This window comes from Streptomyces sp. NBC_00207, assembly GCF_045160965.1.
Taxonomy (GTDB): Bacteria; Actinomycetota; Actinomycetes; order Streptomycetales; family Streptomycetaceae; genus Streptomyces.
Window position 1 is genome coordinate 2423574 of sequence record NZ_CP130715.1, and the last position, 18075, is coordinate 2441648.

The 18075-nt window shown below is 73.0% G+C and carries 18 protein-coding genes and 7 tRNA genes; 12 read left to right on the plus strand and 13 right to left on the minus strand.

Features of this window, described 5'->3' with window-relative positions:
• Positions 1–24 precede the first annotated feature (24 nt).
• The gene (gene thrS / locus OG472_RS11605; RefSeq protein WP_405829335.1) at positions 25–2001 is read right to left on the minus strand and encodes a threonine--tRNA ligase; all 1977 of its coding nucleotides are present in this window, start codon (positions 1999–2001) and stop codon (positions 25–27) included.
• 178 nt (positions 2002–2179) lie between these two features.
• Between thrS and OG472_RS11610 the strand changes: the two genes are divergently transcribed.
• A complete protein-coding gene (locus OG472_RS11610) occupies positions 2180–2659 on the plus strand; it encodes a GNAT family N-acetyltransferase (protein WP_401609319.1) in 480 nt (159 codons plus the stop codon).
• A gap of 74 nt (positions 2660–2733) precedes the next feature.
• Here the strand turns inward: OG472_RS11610 and OG472_RS11615 are convergent, their stop codons facing one another.
• Both OG472_RS11615 and OG472_RS11620 read right to left on the minus strand, forming a co-directional pair.
• Positions 2734–3975 (minus strand): hypothetical protein, encoded by a 1242-nt coding sequence (locus OG472_RS11615; protein WP_401609317.1) that lies wholly within the window; start codon positions 3973–3975, stop codon positions 2734–2736.
• On the minus strand, positions 3975–4577 hold the full coding sequence (locus OG472_RS11620; protein ID WP_319733980.1) for a DUF4365 domain-containing protein: 603 nt from the start codon (positions 4575–4577) through the stop codon (positions 3975–3977). The genes OG472_RS11615 and OG472_RS11620 overlap by 1 nt, the downstream gene beginning before the upstream one ends.
• 207 nt (positions 4578–4784) lie before the next feature.
• On the opposite strand from OG472_RS11620, the gene OG472_RS11625 reads away from it, so the two are divergent.
• The gene (locus tag OG472_RS11625) at positions 4785–5510 is read left to right on the plus strand and encodes a 3'-5' exonuclease (RefSeq protein ID WP_327412935.1); all 726 of its coding nucleotides are present in this window, start codon (positions 4785–4787) and stop codon (positions 5508–5510) included.
• Between the two features lie 61 nt (positions 5511–5571).
• Here OG472_RS11625 and OG472_RS11630 read toward each other — a convergent pair.
• Positions 5572–5643, minus strand: a tRNA-Val gene (locus OG472_RS11630).
• 128 nt (positions 5644–5771) lie between these two features.
• Between OG472_RS11630 and OG472_RS11635 the strand changes: the two genes are divergently transcribed.
• Positions 5772–8117 carry an SCO7613 C-terminal domain-containing membrane protein gene (locus OG472_RS11635; RefSeq protein WP_405941385.1) on the plus strand — a complete coding sequence of 782 codons (2346 nt, stop codon included), beginning with the start codon at positions 5772–5774 and terminating at the stop codon, positions 8115–8117.
• Between the two features lie 47 nt (positions 8118–8164).
• Here the strand turns inward: OG472_RS11635 and OG472_RS11640 are convergent.
• A tRNA-Val gene (locus tag OG472_RS11640) sits at positions 8165–8236 on the minus strand.
• 46 nt (positions 8237–8282) lie between these two features.
• Positions 8283–8774 carry a TIGR02611 family protein gene (locus OG472_RS11645; protein ID WP_405829339.1) on the minus strand — a complete coding sequence of 164 codons (492 nt, stop codon included), beginning with the start codon at positions 8772–8774 and terminating at the stop codon, positions 8283–8285.
• Positions 8775–8951: 177 nt separating this feature from the next.
• On the opposite strand from OG472_RS11645, the gene OG472_RS11650 reads away from it, so the two are divergent.
• Positions 8952–9365, plus strand: a complete 414-nt coding sequence (locus tag OG472_RS11650) for an SsgA family sporulation/cell division regulator (RefSeq protein ID WP_030011909.1) — start codon at positions 8952–8954, stop codon at positions 9363–9365.
• Positions 9366–9562: 197 nt separating this feature from the next.
• Positions 9563–10183: a CGNR zinc finger domain-containing protein gene (locus tag OG472_RS11655; protein WP_401609311.1), complete on the plus strand. Its 621-nt coding sequence runs from the start codon at positions 9563–9565 to the stop codon at positions 10181–10183.
• Here the strand turns inward: OG472_RS11655 and OG472_RS11660 are convergent.
• Together OG472_RS11660 and OG472_RS11665 are read right to left on the minus strand one after the other, a co-directional pair.
• Complete coding sequence (locus tag OG472_RS11660; protein ID WP_327412940.1) at positions 10124–10297, minus strand: hypothetical protein; 174 nt, start codon at positions 10295–10297, stop codon at positions 10124–10126. The genes OG472_RS11655 and OG472_RS11660 overlap by 60 nt on opposite strands.
• Before the next feature lie 134 nt (positions 10298–10431).
• Positions 10432–10890 (minus strand): hypothetical protein, encoded by a 459-nt coding sequence (locus OG472_RS11665; protein WP_401609309.1) that lies wholly within the window; start codon positions 10888–10890, stop codon positions 10432–10434.
• A gap of 176 nt (positions 10891–11066) precedes the next feature.
• Here OG472_RS11665 and OG472_RS11670 point away from each other — a divergent pair, with 176 nt between their 5' ends.
• A complete protein-coding gene (locus tag OG472_RS11670; protein WP_401609306.1) occupies positions 11067–11561 on the plus strand; it encodes a DsbA family protein in 495 nt (164 codons plus the stop codon).
• A gap of 4 nt (positions 11562–11565) precedes the next feature.
• Here OG472_RS11670 and OG472_RS11675 read toward each other — a convergent pair whose 3' ends face one another.
• Genes OG472_RS11675 through OG472_RS11685 form a run of 3 tightly spaced genes read right to left on the minus strand, consistent with a single transcriptional unit; the run spans position 11566 to position 14352 of the window.
• Positions 11566–12408 carry a GNAT family N-acetyltransferase gene (locus tag OG472_RS11675; RefSeq protein ID WP_401609304.1) on the minus strand — a complete coding sequence of 281 codons (843 nt, stop codon included), beginning with the start codon at positions 12406–12408 and terminating at the stop codon, positions 11566–11568.
• A gap of 43 nt (positions 12409–12451) precedes the next feature.
• Positions 12452–13273: an aminotransferase class IV gene (locus OG472_RS11680; RefSeq protein ID WP_405829344.1), complete on the minus strand. Its 822-nt coding sequence runs from the start codon at positions 13271–13273 to the stop codon at positions 12452–12454.
• Positions 13270–14352 (minus strand): chorismate-binding protein, encoded by a 1083-nt coding sequence (locus tag OG472_RS11685; protein ID WP_401609301.1) that lies wholly within the window; start codon positions 14350–14352, stop codon positions 13270–13272. Before OG472_RS11685 ends, OG472_RS11680 begins: the two co-directional genes overlap by 4 nt.
• Positions 14353–14532: 180 nt before the next feature.
• Between OG472_RS11685 and OG472_RS11690 the strand changes: the two genes are divergently transcribed.
• The 5 genes from OG472_RS11690 (at position 14533) to OG472_RS11710 (ending at position 15006) form a co-directional block, all read left to right on the plus strand.
• Positions 14533–14605 (plus strand) — tRNA-Gly (locus OG472_RS11690).
• A gap of 39 nt (positions 14606–14644) precedes the next feature.
• Positions 14645–14718, plus strand: a tRNA-Cys gene (locus OG472_RS11695).
• A gap of 1 nt (position 14719) precedes the next feature.
• A tRNA-Val gene (locus tag OG472_RS11700) sits at positions 14720–14791 on the plus strand.
• Between the two features lie 19 nt (positions 14792–14810).
• Positions 14811–14882: transfer RNA gene (locus OG472_RS11705), tRNA-Val, on the plus strand.
• A 52-nt stretch (positions 14883–14934) separates the two neighbouring features.
• Positions 14935–15006: transfer RNA gene (locus OG472_RS11710), tRNA-Val, on the plus strand.
• Positions 15007–15209: 203 nt separating this feature from the next.
• Here OG472_RS11710 and OG472_RS11715 read toward each other — a convergent pair.
• Positions 15210–15395: a hypothetical protein gene (locus tag OG472_RS11715; protein ID WP_327412946.1), complete on the minus strand. Its 186-nt coding sequence runs from the start codon at positions 15393–15395 to the stop codon at positions 15210–15212.
• Between the two features lie 551 nt (positions 15396–15946).
• On the opposite strand from OG472_RS11715, the gene OG472_RS11720 reads away from it, so the two are divergent.
• On the plus strand, positions 15947–17137 hold the full coding sequence (locus OG472_RS11720; RefSeq protein ID WP_405829346.1) for a protein kinase domain-containing protein: 1191 nt from the start codon (positions 15947–15949) through the stop codon (positions 17135–17137).
• 66 nt (positions 17138–17203) lie between these two features.
• Here the strand turns inward: OG472_RS11720 and OG472_RS11725 are convergent, their stop codons facing one another.
• Positions 17204–18034 (minus strand): TrmH family RNA methyltransferase, encoded by an 831-nt coding sequence (locus OG472_RS11725; protein ID WP_405829348.1) that lies wholly within the window; start codon positions 18032–18034, stop codon positions 17204–17206.
• Between the last annotated feature and the right edge of the window lie 41 nt (positions 18035–18075).

Genomic DNA, 18075 nt, shown 5'->3' on the forward strand with positions numbered 1-18075 from the left:
GGGTACGGATGCCGCGGGTGCGGATCAGACCTGGACGCGGTCCGCGACGACCTTGGCCAGCTTGGCCAGCGCCTCGTCCTTGGCGATGCCGTTCTCCTGCGAACCGTCGCGGTAGCGGAAGGAGACCGTGCCCGCCGCCATGTCCTCGTCACCGACGATGATCATGAAGGGGACCTTGAGCTTCTGGTGGTTGCGGATCTTCTTCTGCATGCGGTCGGAGGAGGCGTCCACCTCGACCCGCAGACCCTTCTTCTTCGCCTCGGCGGCGAACTCCTGCAGGTACTCGACGTGCCCGTCGCCGATCGGGATGCCGACGGCCTGGACCGGGGCCAGCCACGGCGGCATGGCGCCCGCGTAGTGCTCCAGCAGCACGGCGAAGAACCGCTCGATCGACCCGAACAGCGCGCGGTGGATCATGACCGGGCGCTGGCGGGAACCGTCCGGGGCGGTGTACTCCAGGTTGAACCGCTCGGGCAGGTTGAAGTCCAGCTGCACGGTCGACATCTGCCAGGTGCGGCCGATCGCGTCGCGCGCCTGCACGGAGATCTTCGGGCCGTAGAAGGCCGCACCGCCCGGGTCGGGGGTCAGCGGCAGGCCCTGCTTCTCGGCGACCTGCTGGAGGACCGCGGTGGCCTCCTCCCAGACCTCGTCCGAGCCGACGAACTTCTCCGGGTCCTTGGTGGAGAGCTCCAGGTAGAAGTCGGTCAGACCGTAGTCGCGGAGCAGGTTCAGCACGAAGGTGAGCGTGCGGTCGAGCTCGTCGGCCATCTGCTCGCGGGTGCAGTAGATGTGCGCGTCGTCCTGGGTGAAGCCGCGGGCGCGGGTCAGGCCGTGCACCACGCCCGACTTCTCGTACCGGTACACGGTGCCGAACTCGAACAGGCGCAGCGGCAGTTCGCGGTAGGAGCGGCCGCGCGCGTCGAAGATCAGGTTGTGCATCGGGCAGTTCATGGGCTTGAGGTAGTAGTCGGTACCACCGTCGAGCTGCATGGGGGGGTACATGCCCTCCGCGTACCAGTCCAGGTGGCCGCTCTTCTCGAAGAGGGCGCCCTTGGTGGCGTGCGGGGAGTAGACGAACTCGTAGCCCTCCTCCTCGTGCCGCTTGCGCGAGTAGTCCTCCATGGTCCGGCGGATGATGCCGCCGCGCGGGTGGAAGACGGCGAGGCCGGAGCCGATCTCGTCCGGGATGGAGAAGAGGTCGAGCTCGTTGCCGAGCTTGCGGTGGTCGCGCTTCTCGGCCTCGGCGAGGAAGTCGAGGTGGGCCTTCAGCTCCTCCTTCGACGGCCACGCGGTGCCGTAGATGCGCTGGAGCATCGGGTTCTTCTCGCTGCCGCGCCAGTAGGCGGCGGCGTTGCGCATGAGCTTGAAGGCCGGGATGTTGCGGGTGGTGGGCAGGTGGGGGCCTCGGCAGAGGTCCTTCCAGCACAGGTCGCCGGTCTTCGCGTCCAGGTTGTCGTAGATGGTCAGCTCGCCGCCGCCCACCTCGACGTTCGCGCCGTCGTCGGTGGACGCGGAGCCCTTGATGCCGATGAGCTCCAGCTTGTACGGCTCGTCGGCGAGCTCCTCGCGGGCCGCCTCGTCGGTGACGACGCGGCGGGAGAACTTCTGGCCGCGCTTCTGGATCTCCTGCATCTTCTTCTCGATGGCCTTCAGGTCCTCCGGGGTGAAGGGCCGGGCCACGTCGAAGTCGTAGTAGAAGCCGTTCTGGACCGGCGGGCCGATGCCGAGCTTGGCCTCGGGGAAGAGCTCCTGCACGGCCTGCGCCATGACGTGCGCGGTCGAGTGGCGCAGGATGTTGAGGCCGTCCTCGGAGGAGATCTCCACCGGCTCGACGGTCTCGCCGTCCTTCACCTCGTACGCGAGGTCCTTGAGCTCGCCGGCGACACGCGCGGCGACGATGGTGCGCTCGCCGGCGAAGAGCTCCGCCGCCGTAGTGCCCGTGGCCACCACGCGCTCGTCCCGCTCGGAATCGCGTTGGATGATCACACGGACGTCTGACACCGGTCTCTCCTGAACTCTGGGGGTGCGCGAGCGAACACTGCGCGCCTGAATCGTACCGAGCGGAGTGGCCGCGCCGCTAAACGGTTACCGCGCGGCCCGGACGGGGACGCCCCGGGCTCCACCCCCGAACCCCGCGCCTCGAACGTGGGCGGGGCTGGTTTGTGCGAGCCTGAGCGGCATGTCGAGCCCACGGATACGCCTACTGGACCTGACCGACGACGCCACTGCGCAGGCCGTGCACCGGATCGGGCGGGCCGCGTACGCGGTGGAGGCGGAGCTGATCGGCTTCGACGGCATCCCGGCGCTGGGCGAGAGTCTCGCGCAGATGCGGGCGCAGGAGCTGAACTGGTTCGGCGCCGTCTCCGACGCCGGGGAGCTCGCCGGTTTCCTCGCCTGGGAGGAGGAGGCCGACGGCGGCATCTCCATCGACCGTCTCTGCGTGGCCCCGGCCTGGTTCCGCCGGGGCATCGCCTCCCTCCTGCTCCGCCACGCCCTGGCCGACCTCTTCCCGGGCCGCCCCGTCACGGTCACCACGGGCGCCGCCAACACCCCCGCGGTCTCCCTCTACACGCACCTCGGCTTCACCCGAGGCCCCGACTTCTCCCCCGCCCCGGGCTTGACGATGGCCGCCTTCCGTTCCAGCCCCGCCGGTGATTGAGGCGCTGGGGGTCCCCCCCGGACGGAGTCTGGGGGAGGGTCCGGGGGCAGAGCCCCCGGCAGCGGCGCCGCACCCTAGTCGTCCGTCGGCAGGACATCCGCGGGGTCGAAGGGCTCGTCCAGCGCCTTCATCAGCCGGTCCCGCTCGACCTCGTCCAGCGGCACCGGCGTCACATCCGTCGCATCCGTCAGGCGACGGAAGCCGCCCCGCCGCTGCAGCCGCCCGCCCACGCGGATCGGCAGGCCCACCAGGTGCGCGTGCCCCGCCACCCGATACGCCTCCTCGTCCAGCGCGGCGCGTACGTACGGGACCTCCGCCCCGGCGAGGACCCGCAGCCGGACCGTGCCCCCGCCCCCCGGGGCCGAGCGCCGCATCCGGACCACCGCCCCCGCGATGCGGACCTGCACGGCCGGTTCGTCCCGGGTGTACCGCGCCGCCGCCTCCCTCAGCACCGGCAGGTCGCCCGGCGAGAACTCCACCGGCTCGGGCCGGGCCGCACAGCCCGCCGGGACCCCTGCCGCCGGCGCCCAGGCGAGCGCGATCCGGGCCCCCTCGGTGCCCCGGACCAGTGCGATCAGTGCCTCGGCGAGCTCCCGGCTGACCCCGGCCCGCACAGCGGCGTCGAAGGCCTCCATGCCGCCGGTGGCCCGCTGGTAGTCCACGGCTTCGCGGGCCGCGTGCAGGGCGTGGTGGAGCCGCGTCACGGTGCCCCGGCCGCCGTCCACCGGTACGTACGCGGTCAGGCGCCGGCCGCCCGGGTGCGGTCCCACCAGGACCCCGTCCAGGGCCCGTTCGGCCTTGGCCCGGTGCCGGGCCCCGTAGTACCCGGCACGGGCCCGTTCGGCCAGGGCCCCGGCGAGGAGGAGCTGCCGGGCGGCCGAGCGCAGCTGTTCCTGCACCGTCCACGCGGCCTCGCCCTGGAGCCCGTACGCCCCCTGCGGTATCTCCCGGTCCCAGTGGATCTCGTCGCTGGGCACGCTCAGCCCGTAGAGCACCTCCCGCGCGGAGGGCAGGCCGCTGCGCGAGAGGGCGGTGATCGCCTCTTCGAGCAGGTCGGCGCAGTCGGGGAAGGTGCGGCTCTCGGGGACGAGCAGGCTGGTGGCGGCGCGGGCCGTCGGGTGCGTGGCGGGCGGGGTCCAGCGCCCGTACCGGCCGGCGGCCCCGCCCCGGCGCAGCCAGCCGTGGCGGTGCAGCAGCGCGCCGAGCACGGCCGGATCGACGTGCGCGGGGTCGGGGGCGGCGGGGTGTGCTGAGTCCGTGAATCCGCCGTGGTCCGGGGACGGCAGCGGTTCCAGGTTCGGCGAGTGCCAGTGCATCAGGGTGTCCCTCCCGACCCGACCCGGGTCATGATCTCGCACAGCGCCCGGTCGTCGAAGATCCGCGTCGTCGGGATCCGTACGGTGGTCCGGCGGCGGCCGGTCACCGGGTGTCCGGCGAGATTGGTCCAGTAGCAGCAGTGCCGCAGGTCGAGGCGGTCGTGCCCGGCGGCGAGCCACTGGTCGCGCTCCCGCGGGACGAGCATCACGACGAGGATCTTGTGGACGGCGACCGGGGTGCGGGCCAGTTTCACCAGGTGCTCGTTGTCGAGGGTGAAGGCGAAGGTGGGCCCGGCCGGCCGCGGCGGTATCTGGTAGGTCGCCTTCAACTGCACCTTGATGGTGACCTCGTCGTCGACAACGTGCTCGGGGGCGCCGTGGCTGACGTGCCAGTCGATGCCGTTGTCCGGAAAGGGCTGGGAGAGCGAGCAGCCGGCCGCGGCGGCGACGGCGTGCAGGTATCCCACCTGAAGGGTCTCCATGCAGGCGGTGGTGGCGAGTGTGCCGCGCAGCGGTCCGGTCCGCGCGTCGTCCGGTGTTCCGGTCCGCGGATCGATCTGCCCCGCCAGCACCCCGCCCGGTTCGGGCTGCGCGAGCGCCATGGCCGGCTCCCCATGCCTTCCGGGCTCTGCCGTCGGTGGTGGGTGGGGTGACGACCGGTCATGTGTACGGCCCCCCATGGATGTTGTCTCCGCACCCGGGTCCCCGCAAACGGCGTACGGGGCAAACAGCCCGGGTATCACCGATGCGGGCGAAGGTGGCGTGATCCAGGTGCGCCCCATCTGCCGACCGGGGACGAGGAGTTCGCCATGACACGCTGGTACGAGGGCCCGCTGGCCGCATTCGACACGGAGACCACCGGGGTGGACGTCGAGCAGGACCGGATCGTGTCCGCCGCGCTCATCGTGCAGGAGTGTGCGGGGGGCCGGGTCCGCACCACGCGCTGGCTGGTCAATCCCGGCGTTCCGGTGCCCCCGGGGGCGACGGAAGTGCACGGGCTGACCGACGAGCACCTGCAGCGTCACGGGCGCTGGCCGGCGCCCGTGGTGGAAGAGATAGCCCGTGCGCTCGGGGAGCAGCAGGTGGCCGGCCGGCCGGTGGTGGTGATGAACGCGCCGTTCGATCTGACGCTGCTGGACCGGGAGTTGCGCCGGCACCGGGCCTCGTCGCTGGCCCGGTACCTGGACAACCGGCCGCTGACGGTGCTGGATCCGCGGGTGCTGGACAAGCACCTGGACCGGTACCGCAAGGGGCGGCGGACGCTGACGGACCTGTGTGCGCACTACGGGATCGAGCTGGAGGGCGCGCACGACGCGGCGGCGGACGCGATGGCCTCGCTGGAGCTCGTACGGGCGGTGGGGCGCCGGTTCGCGGCCCGGCTGGAGCGGCTGTCGCCGGCGGAGCTGCACACGCTGCAGGCGGTCTGGCACGCGGCGCAGGCGCGGGGCCTGCAGGCGTGGTTCGCGCGGCAGGGGACGCCGGAGCCGGTCGATCCGCACTGGCCGCTGCGGCCGGACCTGTCGACGGCGGCCTAGGGCGCACGGCCCCGTACATACGGAAGGCCGGTCCGTCTTGCGACGGACCGGCCTGTCCCGGTGGGCGATACTGGGATCGAACCAGTGACCCCTTCGGTGTGAACGAAGTGCTCTCCCGCTGAGCTAATCGCCCGGGAACGCACTGAACAATACAGAAGCCCCGGGGCTGGTTCAAACCGCTTCCCTCCCGCTGCGTACTCAGAGCGGATCTGAGTACGTACGCCCATGTCCTGACGGCGTGACCGGCGCCACACTCCTGGTATGAACAACCCTCTGCCGCCGGCCGAAGAGCTGGCGCTCATCGACCGTGAGCTGGTGCAACTCGATGCCCGGCGGCTCCATTTGCTGACCCGCCGGGACTGGCTGCTGCGCATCCTCCAGCAGCCCGGACCCGCCCCCGCCCCTGCCGGCTGGGGGGCCGCCGTGCCCGCCGGGCCGCCGAAGGAGACCTCGGCCCCGAGCGCGCAGAACGTGCTGCTCACCCTGGGCGCCGTGCTCCTGGCCGTGGCCGCGCTGGCGTTCACGCTGGTCAGCTGGGGGTCCATGGGGATCGCCGGGCGCTCGGCGGTCCTGGCCGCGGTGACGGCGGCGGCGCTGGCCGCGCCCGTGCCGCTGCTGCGCCGGGGGCTGCGGTCGACGGCGGAGTCGGTCGCCGCGGTGGGGCTGCTGCTGACGGTGCTGGACGCGTACGCGCTGTACGCGGTCGGCATGCCGGACGCCGACGGCACCGGGTACGCGGCGGGTGCGGCCGCGGTGCTGGCGGCGGTGTGGGCCGGTTACGGCTCGGCCCTGCGGAAGCTGCGGCTCCCGCTGCCGGCGGCGGTGCTGGCGGCGCAGTTCCCGCTGCCGCTGGCAGCGCTGGCCGCGCAGGCGGGCCCCCTGGAGCTCGGCTGGGCGCTGCTGGCGACGGCGGTGCTGGACGCGGCGCTCGCCCTGCGGGTCCGGGCGGCGGCGGCCCCGGCGGCCGTGCTGACGGCGGCGGCGCTGCTGATCGGGGTGGCCGAGTCGTGGTCGGCGGGCTCGGTGGCGCAGGCGCTGGCTCCGGCGGCGCTGCTGCTGGCGGGCGCGGCCCTGGGCACGGCGGCGGCCTGGCGGGAGCCGCGCGCCTGGGGCGCCGCGCTGGTGGCCGGTCTGGCCGCGGTGGTGGCGCTGGGCGGGCTGGTCCGGCCGGCCCTGACGGATTCCGTCCGGGACGGCGCGTGGGTGGCGCTGGTGCACCTGCTGGTGGCGCTGCCGCTGCTGGCGGCGGTACGCGTCTCCGCGCTCCCGGCGGCGGTCCGGCGCGGCCTGGCGCGGGCGGGGGTTGCGGTCACCGCCCTGGTGGCGCTGTCGGCCGGTGCCGCGGTGGTTCCGGCGCTGCTGGCCCGGCTGCGGGTGCTGGAGGAGGTGTGGGCGGCGACCACTCCGGCCCCGGCTCCGTACGCGCCGGGTGCGGCGGGCGTGGTGATCCTGCTGACGGCGGCGGGGGCGGCCTGGTGGCTGTCCCGGGTGCTGGCGCGGCCGGAGCCCGCGGTGGTGGCGGTGGTCCTGGCCTGGGCCGGGCTGTTCACGGCTCCGGTGCTGCTCGGGTTCCCGGCGGCGGCGGTGTTCGCCGCCCAGCTGGCGGTCACGGGCGCGGCCGGGGTGTTCGCCCTGCGCTCCCCCGCACGCGGCGCCGCGATCGCGGCGGCCGTGTGCGCGCTGACCGGCGCCGCGAACGTGTCCGTGGGCGCGCTGGACGGCCGGGTGGCGAGCTTCGCGGTGTGGGGGCTGCTGGGCGCGGCCTGCGCGGCGGGAGCGGCCTACGGGCCCGCTCCGCGCCGGGTCCGCGCCGCGGCGGCGGTGTGCGCCGTCGGGTACGCCACGGCGCTGCTGGTGGCGGCGGCCGCGGTGACGGACCTGGCGGTGGTCTGGTGGGCGCTGCCGGTGCTCGCGGTCCCGGCGCTGGCGGTGGCTTCGGGGCCGCGGCTGGGCGCCGTACGGGTGCCCGTGGAGATCGCGGCGGCCGGGGCGGGGGCCCTTGCGGTGGCCCTGTCGGCAGGTCGGGCCGGGACGCTGGCACTGGTCCTGGCGCTGGCCGGGGTGGTCTGTGCGGGGGCCGCGGTGCGCCCGGAGCGGCGCGCGGTGGGCTGGGCGGCGGGGGCGCTGTTCGCGGCGGCCAGCTGGGTGCGGCTGGCCGACGCCGGGGTCACGATGCCGGAGGCCTACACGCTGCCGGTGACGGCTGCGGCCCTCGTGGTGGGCTTCCTGCGGCGCCACAGGGACCCGCAGGCCTCGTCCTGGACGGCGTACGGCCCGGGGCTGGCGGCGACCCTGCTGCCGAGCCTGCTGGTGGCCCTGGACGACCGGAGCTGGGTGCGCCCGCTGCTGCTGGGGCTGGCCGCGCTGGCCCTGACCCTGATCGGCGCCCAGCGCCGGCTGCAGGCCCCGCTGCTGCTGGGCGGCGCGGTGCTGGCGGTGGTGGCGGTGCACGAGCTGGCACCGTACGTGGTGCAGGTCGCGGGGGCGCTGCCGCGCTGGGTGCCGCCGGCCCTGGCGGGCCTGCTGCTGCTGGCGGTGGGGGCGACGTACGAGAAGCGGCTGCGCGACGCCCGTCGGCTGCGGGACGCGATCGGGCGGCTGCGCTAACGCCAGAGGCCCGGAGACTGTGAAAGTCTCCGGGCCTCTGGTCCGGGTGGGCGATACTGGGTTCGAACCAGTGACCCCTTCGGTGTGAACGAAGTGCTCTCCCACTGAGCTAATCGCCCGGACGCACCGCAAACATTACCGCATGTCAGCGGTGCTCCATGACCATCACTGGTCCTTGAGGTTCCAGGGCAGGACGAGCCCGTACTTCCACAGGTAGAAGCCGATCAGAGCGCCCGCGATGACGAGGCCCACGCTGGTCAGGATGATGTTGCGGCGGCGGACCTTCGGGTCGAGCGCCTTCTGCGCCGCTTCGGTGACCTTGCGCTTGGTCCAGCGCAGCACGAGGTGGGCCCAGGCGAACTCGGTCGCCCAGATCGCCAGGCCCGCGAAGATCGCGACCCAGCCGGGGCCGGGCAGGACGAGCATGGCCACACCGGCGGCGATCACGGCGAGGCCGACGACGAAGACGCCGACCTGCCAGCTGAGGTGCAGGCCCTTGCTGGCCTTGATGAAGGCGGGCGCCTTCGACACGTGCGGCGCCTGGTCCGGCGCTTGCGCCCCCTCGGCGGCTTCGGTGCCCTCGGCGGCTTCCGTGGCGCGCGCGGCGGATTCCTCGGCGGCGGACTCGTTGGTTCCGCGGTCACTCCCCGTATTCATGGGGTCGAATCTACCGGAGCCGGAAGCACACGTGAATGGTCGTTTGGATCCGCCGTCCGAGGGACCCAGAGGTCCGCAAAACGGTCAGAGGGGTTTACAACGGCACCGTAGGTGGCATGTCGATTTCGCCGACGTGCGAATCCCCGAGCGCACACTGAGCGAAAGGCCCTGGCGCTTATGAACACCACGGTCAGCTGCGAGCTGCACCTGCGCCTCGTTGTGTCGAGCGAGTCCTCACTGCCTGTTCCCGCGGGCCTGCGGTATGACACGGCCGACCCCTACGCCGTGCACGCCACCTTCCACACCGGCGCCGAGGAGACGGTCGAATGGGTATTCGCCCGCGACCTCCTCGCAGAGGGTCTCCACCGGCCCACCGGTACCGGCGACGTCCGCGTCTGGCCGTCCCGCAGCCACGGTCAGGGCGTCGTCTGCATCGCCCTGAGCTCACCGGAGGGAGAAGCACTGCTCGAAGCACCCGCCCGAGCACTCGAGTCGTTCCTCAAGCGGACGGACGCCGCGGTTCCACCCGGGACCGAGCACCGGCACTTCGACCTCGACAAGGAGCTCTCCCACATCCTGGCCGAAAGCTGAGCCAGGCCTACAGCCGCTCGACACCGTCCGACTCGGGGCGACGGTGTGGGTCGGACAACCACATACGGCAGTGCCGGCGCTGTTCCCGCGGAATCCACCCGCGAGGACGGCGCCGGTGTGCGTTGGGGGACCCGCTAGAGTCGGGCGGCAGCGGCGGCGCCTCCCGTCGCCGCAGGCCCGGCCCCTAGGGAGACCCCGTGCAGATCCCCCACGACACCCGTCGCGCGCTCGACGTCGTCGTCGCGCTGGTGAACACCGCGGCCGAGGCGGACCAGCCCGACGGGCTCTCGGACGTCGGCTCGCTGCGCGGCTTCGTCCAGGAGTACGCGATCAGCGACGTCGGCGAGCTCGGCGCCCGCGACCTGGCCGGCGTCCGGACCGTGCGCGCCAAATTCGCCCAGGTCTTCGCGGCACCGAACCCCCGGGCGGCCGCTGCACTGATCAACGAGCTCGTGGACACCGCGGGCACCACCCCGCAGCTGACCGACCACGACGGCTACGACTGGCACGTCCACTACTTCGCGCCGGGCGCGTCGGTGGACGACCACCTGGCGGCCGACGGCGGCATGGCCCTGGCCTTCATCGTGGTCTCCGGCGAGCACGAACGACTGCGCCGCTGCGAGGCCCCGGACTGCCGGCGCGCCTTCGTGGACCTGTCCCGCAACCGCTCCCGGCGCTACTGCGACAGCCGCACCTGCGGGAACCGGCTGCACGTGGCGGCATACCGGGCCCGGCGCAAGGAGGCCGACGCGGGCCACTCAGAGCATGAAGAGGTCGTGCACGGCGGCGAGCAGCAGAAGGATGCCGATCACCGCTAGGAAGATCATCAGGGGCGGCTGGGAGAGCGCGAAGAGGCAGCCTCGCGGCTCCTCCACGACGGGGGCGGGTACCGGCACGGGCACCGAGGGCTCACTCTGCGATGTCTCGAGCATGTCGGGGCGATGATGACGCAGCGGGCCGCCGTCCGCCCCTCAACACGCCTACAACCGCGCGGCAGTTCGCCCGATCTCGTGGACCGGGAGCCCTGCGGCCCCTTTCAGGGGTGTCCTGCGGATGGGCCCCGGGGTCAGATGCCGTGCTTCTTGAGGATGGCCTCGATGTCGGAGAAGTCGTCGGCGGGAGCGGCGGCCTGCTTGCGGCCCGGCGCGGGCTCGCGCTGCGCACCGGCCCCGGCGGCGCCGAGGGACGGCGCGGAGGCGGCCGGGGCCACGGCCTCCGGGGCCCGGCTCCCCTTGACCTTCTTCTTGGCGGGCTCCCCGGACGCGCCGAGGCGGCGGCGCTCGACGGCCCGGGTGGCGGCCAGGATCAGCCAGGCCAGCGCCAGCAGCCCGAAGCCGGCCCAGACGGACGGATTGAAAACCATCCCGGACACCCACTCCACGACACCGGTCAGGACCAGGCCGATGGGCACCAGCGCGTACGCGGTGATCCGCGCGGCGGCCAGGAAGCGCTTGCGGTAGGCGGTCAGCGCGGCGATGCCCAGGCCCGCAGCGGACACCGCAGAGCAAATGGTCTCGGCAAGCATGCGGTCCTCCGGACTGTCGGCGGCATGGCGATCTGTCCCTGTCCATCCTGCACCGCCCGTCGCCGCGGGGGCCAGGTCCGCAGCCGCCCCCGGACGGATCTCCGGGACATCTCCGGGTCGCGCCTCCTCCCCGGGTCCCGGTCGGTGGGCCCGGCGGGGGCTGGGAGACTGTCCGTATGACCGATTCCGTGATCCTCGACGTCTGGTGCGAGCTCCAGTGCTCGGACTGCCACCGCGCCCTGGAGGACGTACGCGCCCTGCGGGCCCGCTACGGCGACCGGCTGGACATCCGGCTGCGCCACTTCCCCCTGGAGAAGCACAAGCACTCCTTCGCCGCGGCCCAGGCCGCCGAGGAGGCCGCCGAGCAGGGACAGGGCTGGCCCTACGCGGAGGCCGTCCTGGCGCGCACCGCCGAGCTCGCAGAGCGCGGCGAGCCGGTGCTGCTGGACGTGGCGCGCGAACTGGGTCTGGACGTCGAGGAGTTCGACACCGCCCTGATCGACGGGCGGCACATCCTGATCGTCGACGCGGACCAGGCCGAGGGCAAGGCCATCGGCGTGACCGGCACCCCGACGTACGTGATCGACGGCGAGCGCCTCGACGGCGGCAAGAGCCAGGACGGCCTGCGCGCCCGCATCGAGGAGATCGCCGACCGACTGCTCGGCGCCTGAGTCCCTAGATCAGTTCCTTGACGGCGTTCACCGTGGTGTCCCGGTACCCGAGCGACTCGTAGAGCCGCCGGGCCGGGGTGTTGCCCTCGACCACGTACAGCCCCAGGTGGCGGGCGCCGGCGGCCAGTGCGCTGTGTTCGGCCAGCAGCATGAGGGTCCGGCCGTGCCCCTGGCCGCGGTGCTCGGGCTCGACCCGGACGTCGTACACGTACGGGACGGAGCCGAGGCCGGGCAGTTCGCGCTCCCCCACCCACACGCTGCCCAGGATCGCGCCCTGCGGGGTCTCCACCACGTGGAAGGCCGTACCGGGGGTCTCCCGCCCGGCCGGCAGCATCCGGGCGTGCTCGGCCCGGGACGCGGCCACGCCCTGCTCCGCGGTCATGCCCGGCGCGACGAGGCGGGGGGCGTACTCCACGATCTCCACCTCCAGCCAGGCCTCGAACTCGGCCCGGGTCATGGGGCGGCCGGAGCTGCCCGCCGGGAGCGCGGGCGGTTCGGCCGGCAGCTCCTTGACCATGACCCGGCCGGCCTCCCGGTAGCCGAGGGCCGTGGCCATCCGCAGCGCCGGCCCGGCCTCGGCGGGCACCGACACGGCGACGCCGGTGCAGCGCCAGGAGCGCAGCACCTCCTCGGCGGCCAGCGCGGCGACCGTGCCGCGCCCGCGCCGGCGGTCCTGCTCGTCGATCCACAGGTCCCGGATCACGCCGATCCGGGGCTGGGCGGCGGAGCGGGTGGCCAGTTCGAGGGCGCCGACGCGCCGGCTGTTGACCCGCACCTCGTAGGTCCGCGAGCGGGTTCCGTCACTGTTCTGCTGGAGCGGCTGCGCGGGCCGCAGGGTGGTGGTCATCACTTCGAGTTCTACCTGCCCGGCGGCCCCGCGTCACCAGGGTTCACGGATCGATGTCCGAAGCGGCCTTCACCTCGAAGATCCGCATCACCTCGGCCGTGACGGGCCCGGGGCCCGTGCCCAGCTCGCGGTCGTCTATCCGGACGACCGCCTGGGCGTCGCGCAGGGAGGAGGTCAGGAAGATCTCCTCGGCCTGTTCCAGCACCTCGAAGGGCAGGTCGGTCTCCTTGGCGCCGGCCCAGTCGACGACGAGGGCCCGGGTGATGCCCGCCAGGCAGCCGGAGCTCAGGGGCGGGGTGTGCAGTTCCCCGTCGAGGACGACGAAGACGTTGGAGCCGGTGCCCTCGCAGAGCCGGCCGACGGTGTTGGCGAGGAGCGCCTCGGAGGCCCCGGCCCGGTGCGCGGCGGCGAGCGCGACGACGTTCTCGGCGTACGAGGTGCTCTTCAGGCCGGCGATGGCGGAGCGCTCGTTGCGCACCCAGGGGACGGTGACGACGGCGGTGGTGTCCGGGCGGGGGGCGGACGCCGCGACGGCGGCGATCAGGGTGGTGCCGGCGTCCCCGCGGTCGGAGCCGAGCGGGGCGACTCCGCCGGTGTAGGTGACGCGCAGCCTCCCGTACTCCATGGGGTTGGCCTCCAGTACGGCGGAGCAGGCCCGGCGCACCTCGTCGAGGTCGGGGTCGGGCAGGCCGAGTCCCCGGGCGGAGCGGGTCAGCCGCTCCAGGTGGCGGGTGAGCGCGAAGGCCCGGCCGCGCTCCGCCTTCAGCGTCTCGAAGACGCCGTCTCCCACGGTCAGCCCGTGGTCGAGGACGGACACGTGCGCGCTGCCGACGTCCTTCAGTACTCCGTCGAGCCAGATCTTCATGGTGCGGTCCTTCCGATCGTCCCGTTGGTTCCCCGGCCGGCGGTGGTTTCGAGGCCCGACGCCACCCGCAGCAGGCGGGCGGCCTTCAGCTCGGTCTCCGCCCACTCCCGGTCGGGGTCCGAGCCCCAGGTGATGCCGGCGCCGGTGCCGAAGAGGAGGCTGGGGCCGCCGGGGGTCTCGCGGTCGATCCAGAAGGTTCGGATGCCGACGGCGAGCTCGGCGGTGCCCCGGTCGGCGTCGACCCAGCCGATGCCTCCGCAGTAGGGACCGCGCGGGGCGGTCTCCAGGGCCTCGATGATCCGCAGGGCGGAGGACTTGGGGGCACCGGTGACGGAACCGGGCGGGAAGGCGGCGGCGAGCAGCTCGGGCCAGCCGGCTCCGTCGGCCAGCTCTCCGCTGACGGTGGAGACGAGGTGGACCAGGCCCGGGTGCTCCTCGACGGCGCACAGCTCGGGGACGGTGACGGAGCCCGTGGCGCAGACCCGGCCGAGGTCGTTGCGTACGAGGTCCACGATCATCACGTTCTCGGCGTGGTCCTTGGGGAGCAGGTCGGCGACGGTGCGGCCGGTGCCCTTGATGGGGCCGGACTCGATGTGGCGGCCGGTCCGGCGCAGGAAGAGCTCCGGGGAGGCGGTGGCGATCTCCACACCGCGGGCGGCCAGCCGAATCGTTCCTGCAAAGGGTGCGGGGTTGCCGCGGGCGAGGAGCGCCGTGAGCGCGTCGACGTCGGCGCGGTCCGGGTGGGGCAGCGGCGCGGACATCACCCGGCAGAGGTTGGCCTGGTAGACCTCGCCCGCGGCGATGTGTTCGCGGATGCGGCGCACGCCGGCGACGTACGCGGCCCGGTCGAGCGAGGAGGTCCACTGGTCGGCGTCGGGCCCGCGCCAGGCGCCGGGGACCGGCGCGGGGACCGGGTCGGGGCGCACGTCGCCGAAGCGCGCGCAGACCAGCCGCCCTTCGAAGTCGGCGGACACCGCCCAGAAGCCGGCGGAGTCGAGGGCGGCGGGATCGCTGGTGACGTCCCGGAGGTCTGTCGCGAGGAGGCCGCCGAAGCGGGCCATGGGGGGCAGGTCGTGCACGGCTGCGAGTCTATGACCGGTGACGACGCGGCGCCGGTGGGGTGACGAAGAGGTGACCTGAGGTGATCGGGTGGCAGCACGCTGCGGAAACGCGTTTTTGAGCTGGCCCGGGAATCCGCTAGAGTTCAACTCGTCGCCAGGGAGCGAAGGGGGAAAACCCCGGAGTGAACACGGTGACCTGCGGACGTAGCTCAGTTGGTAGAGCACCACCTTGCCAAGGTGGATGTCGCGAGTTCGAGTCTCGTCGTCCGCTCGAAGTGGGGGATCTTCCCGAGAACCCCTGCAGCTCCATGGTGGAGTGGCCGAGAGGCGAGGCAACGGCCTGCAAAGCCGTCTACACGGGTTCAAATCCCGTCTCCACCTCCAAGGACGATTAGCTCAGCGGGAGAGCGCTTCCCTGACACGGAAGAGGTCACTGGTTCAATCCCAGTATCGTCCACTGATCCGCAAGGATCCCCGCGCGATTAGCTCAGCGGGAGAGCGCTTCCCTGACACGGAAGAGGTCACTGGTTCAATCCCAGTATCGCGCACGCAGCACCTGGCATCACATGTCTGACCTGCGGCTTCCGAGCCGTGGTTCCCGCGCGATTAGCTCAGCGGGAGAGCGCTTCCCTGACACGGAAGAGGTCACTGGTTCAATCCCAGTATCGCGCACCGATCGAAAGCCCCGGCCGTCTCTTCGGCCGGGGCTTTCGCGTTCCCCCTGCGCGGGGCATGAAAAAGGGTGCTGCCCGTCCGACTCCCCAGTCGTACGGGCAGCACCCTTCACCTGCCGTCCGTCCGCCGCTCCCCCGTCCCCACGGGGTTCGACAGCCGATGTCCCGGCCCGGACCGCTCTTCCGGGCCCGGGGCGCCGCTCAGCGCCCCGGCATCAGACCCACGGACGACGCCTGTGCCACCAGCTGGTCGAAGCCTCCGAAGAGGAAGAGCAGCAGGGCGGCCAGGGGGAGCACCATGGCCGCGGCCACCAGTGGGTGGCGGGTACCGGACTCGTGGCCGTTGAACGCGAATGCCTTGCGTCCCTGCCGTGCGATGTCCGCCATGGCCCTCTCCCTGTCGTTTGGCAGCGGCGGGCTCGTGACCTCGGGGGACGAGTGCGCCACCCGCCGCTTGTCTTCAACACTAGGCGGGTGGACGGCCCCTGGCCTCATGCCTTCGTACCCATTGCCGGGCCTCCAGGAGGATGACGGGACCTCCTCCGTGTACTCCCCTGGGTGGAGGCCGCTCCCCCGGTGTCGGGGTCTTCCCGGAGGGGATGACCGGAGGGTAGTGACTTCTCTCACTTCCGTCACTCCCTGTTGATGCGTGTCCGCCCGCCACCCCTCGGCAAGATCCACTCGCGCGTGGGCGGCGTACGGGTGCACCGGGCCGGTCACGGACCCGCCCCGAGGCCTCAATCCCCTTGGCCCAAGGGCTGCTTGGGCGTGCGGGGCACGCGCGGTGCGCTGCCGTCCGGCATCCCTGAGGCTCCCTCAAGTGTGCTGTGCCGCACTGACAATCGAATCCCACGGCGAGGGCGCGGCCTCTGAGCACGCATGCCGGATGGTCCGTAAGCTGTGGCACGTCAACAGGACGACCGGTCAGCGGGGTGGACATGGCGATGATGCGGCTCCGGCGCGAGGACCCGCGTGTCGTCGGCTCGTTCAGACTGCACCGGCGGCTCGGTGCCGGCGGCATGGGCGTGGTCTACCTGGGATCGGACCGGCGCGGGCAGCGCGTCGCGCTCAAGGTCATCCGGCCGGACCTGGCCGAGGACCAGGAGTTCCGCTCGCGGTTCGCCCGCGAGGTGTCCGCCGCGCGGCGGATCCGGGGCGGATGCACCGCACGGCTGGTGGCGGCGGACCTGGAGGCCGAGCGGCCGTGGTTCGCCACCCAGTACGTGCCCGGGCCCTCGCTGCACGACAAGGTGGCCGAGGAGGGCCCCCTGACGGCCGCACAGATCGCCGCCGTCGGCGCCGCGCTCTCCGAGGGCCTGGTCGCCGTACACGAGGCGGGAGTCGTCCACCGGGACCTCAAGCCCTCGAACATCCTGCTCTCCCCCAAGGGCCCGCGGATCATCGACTTCGGGATCGCCTGGGCCACCGGGGCCAGCACGCTCACCCATGTGGGTACCGCCGTCGGCTCCCCCGGCTTCCTCGCGCCCGAGCAGGTGCGCGGCGCGGCCGTCACCCCCGCCACCGACGTCTTCGCCCTCGGCGCCACCCTCGCCTACGCGGCGACCGCCGACTCGCCCTTCGGGCACGGCAGTTCCGAGGTCATGCTCTACCGGGTCGTGCACGAGGAGCCGCACCTGCAGGGGGTCCCGGACGCGCTGGCGCCCCTCGTACGGGCCTGCCTGGCCAAGGATCCCGAGGAGCGGCCCAGCACGCTCCAGCTGTCGATGCGGCTCAAGGAGATCGCGGCGCGCGAGGCGCAGGGGCTGTCGGAGTCCCGCCCGCCGGCGCAGCGCGCCCGGACCGAGCGGCCGACGGGACGGCTCCCCGAGGACTACGTGGAGCAGCGCACGGAGCGTCGTACCGGCGGCTCCACCACGCCCCGGGCCCCGGGCGGATCCCCGGGCGGGCCGCACTCGCGGCCCTCGTCCTCCCGCAATCCGCTGGGCCCCGGCGGTCCGTCCTCCCGGCCGACCTCCGGCCGTACGGGCGGCCGCCCGGCGCCCAGGACGACGGGGACCGGACGGCGCCCCTCGCGGCCGGACCCGCGGCTGATGCGGCAGCGGCTGATCGTGTTCGTCCTGGTGACCCTGATCGTGGCGCTGGGCATCGCCGCGGCCCAGAAGCTCTAGGGCGCGTCCTCCGGATCCTGTCGGACCCGTGTGCCCGGGAGTACCTCCCGGGCGTGGCCGGGTCAGTCAAGATCCGGAAGAGAGGGCCTGGCGGCCCTGGGCCACCGCGTAGAAGGCGACGGCGGCCGCCGCGCCCACGTTCAGCGAGTCCACGCCGTGCGCCATCGGGATGCGTACCCACTCGTCGGCGGCGACCAGCGCCGGCGTGGACAGGCCGTCCCCCTCGGCTCCGAGCATCAGCGCGACCCGCTCCAGGGACTGCGGGGCGGCCACGTCGATCGGCGAGGCCTTCTCGTGCGGGGTGAGGGCGAGCAGCTTGAAGCCCGCCTCCCGCACCGAGTCCAGGCTCTTGGGCCAGGCTTCCAGGCGGGCGTAGGGGACGGAGAACACCGCGCCCATGGAGACCTTCACCGAGCGGCGGTAGAGCGGGTCCGCGCAGTCGGGCGACAGCAGCACCGCGTCCATGCCGAGGGCGGCGGCGCTGCGGAAGATGGCCCCGATGTTGGTGTGGTCGTTGACCGCTTCCATGACGACCACGCGGCGGGTCGTGGCGAGGAGTTCCTCGGCCGTGGGCAGCGGCTTGCGCTGCATGGAGGCGAGAGCGCCGCGGTGCACGTGGTAGCCGGTGACGCGTTCGGCGAGCTCGGGGCTGACGGCGTAGACGGGGGCCGGGAGTTCGTCGATGACGTCGCGCATGACGTCGACCCACTTGGCCGAGAGCAGCATCGAGCGCATCTCGTACCCGGCGTCCTTGGCGCGTCTGATGACCTTCTCGCCCTCGGCGATGAAGAGGCCTTCGGCGGGCTCGCGCCTGCGCCGCAGTTCGACGTCGGTCAGGCCCGTGTAGTCGCGCAGGCGCGGGTCGTCGGGGTCCTCGACGGTGATGAGATCAGCCACAGGGTGATACTGCCTTGTCCTGGGTGCGGTGCCAACGGCCT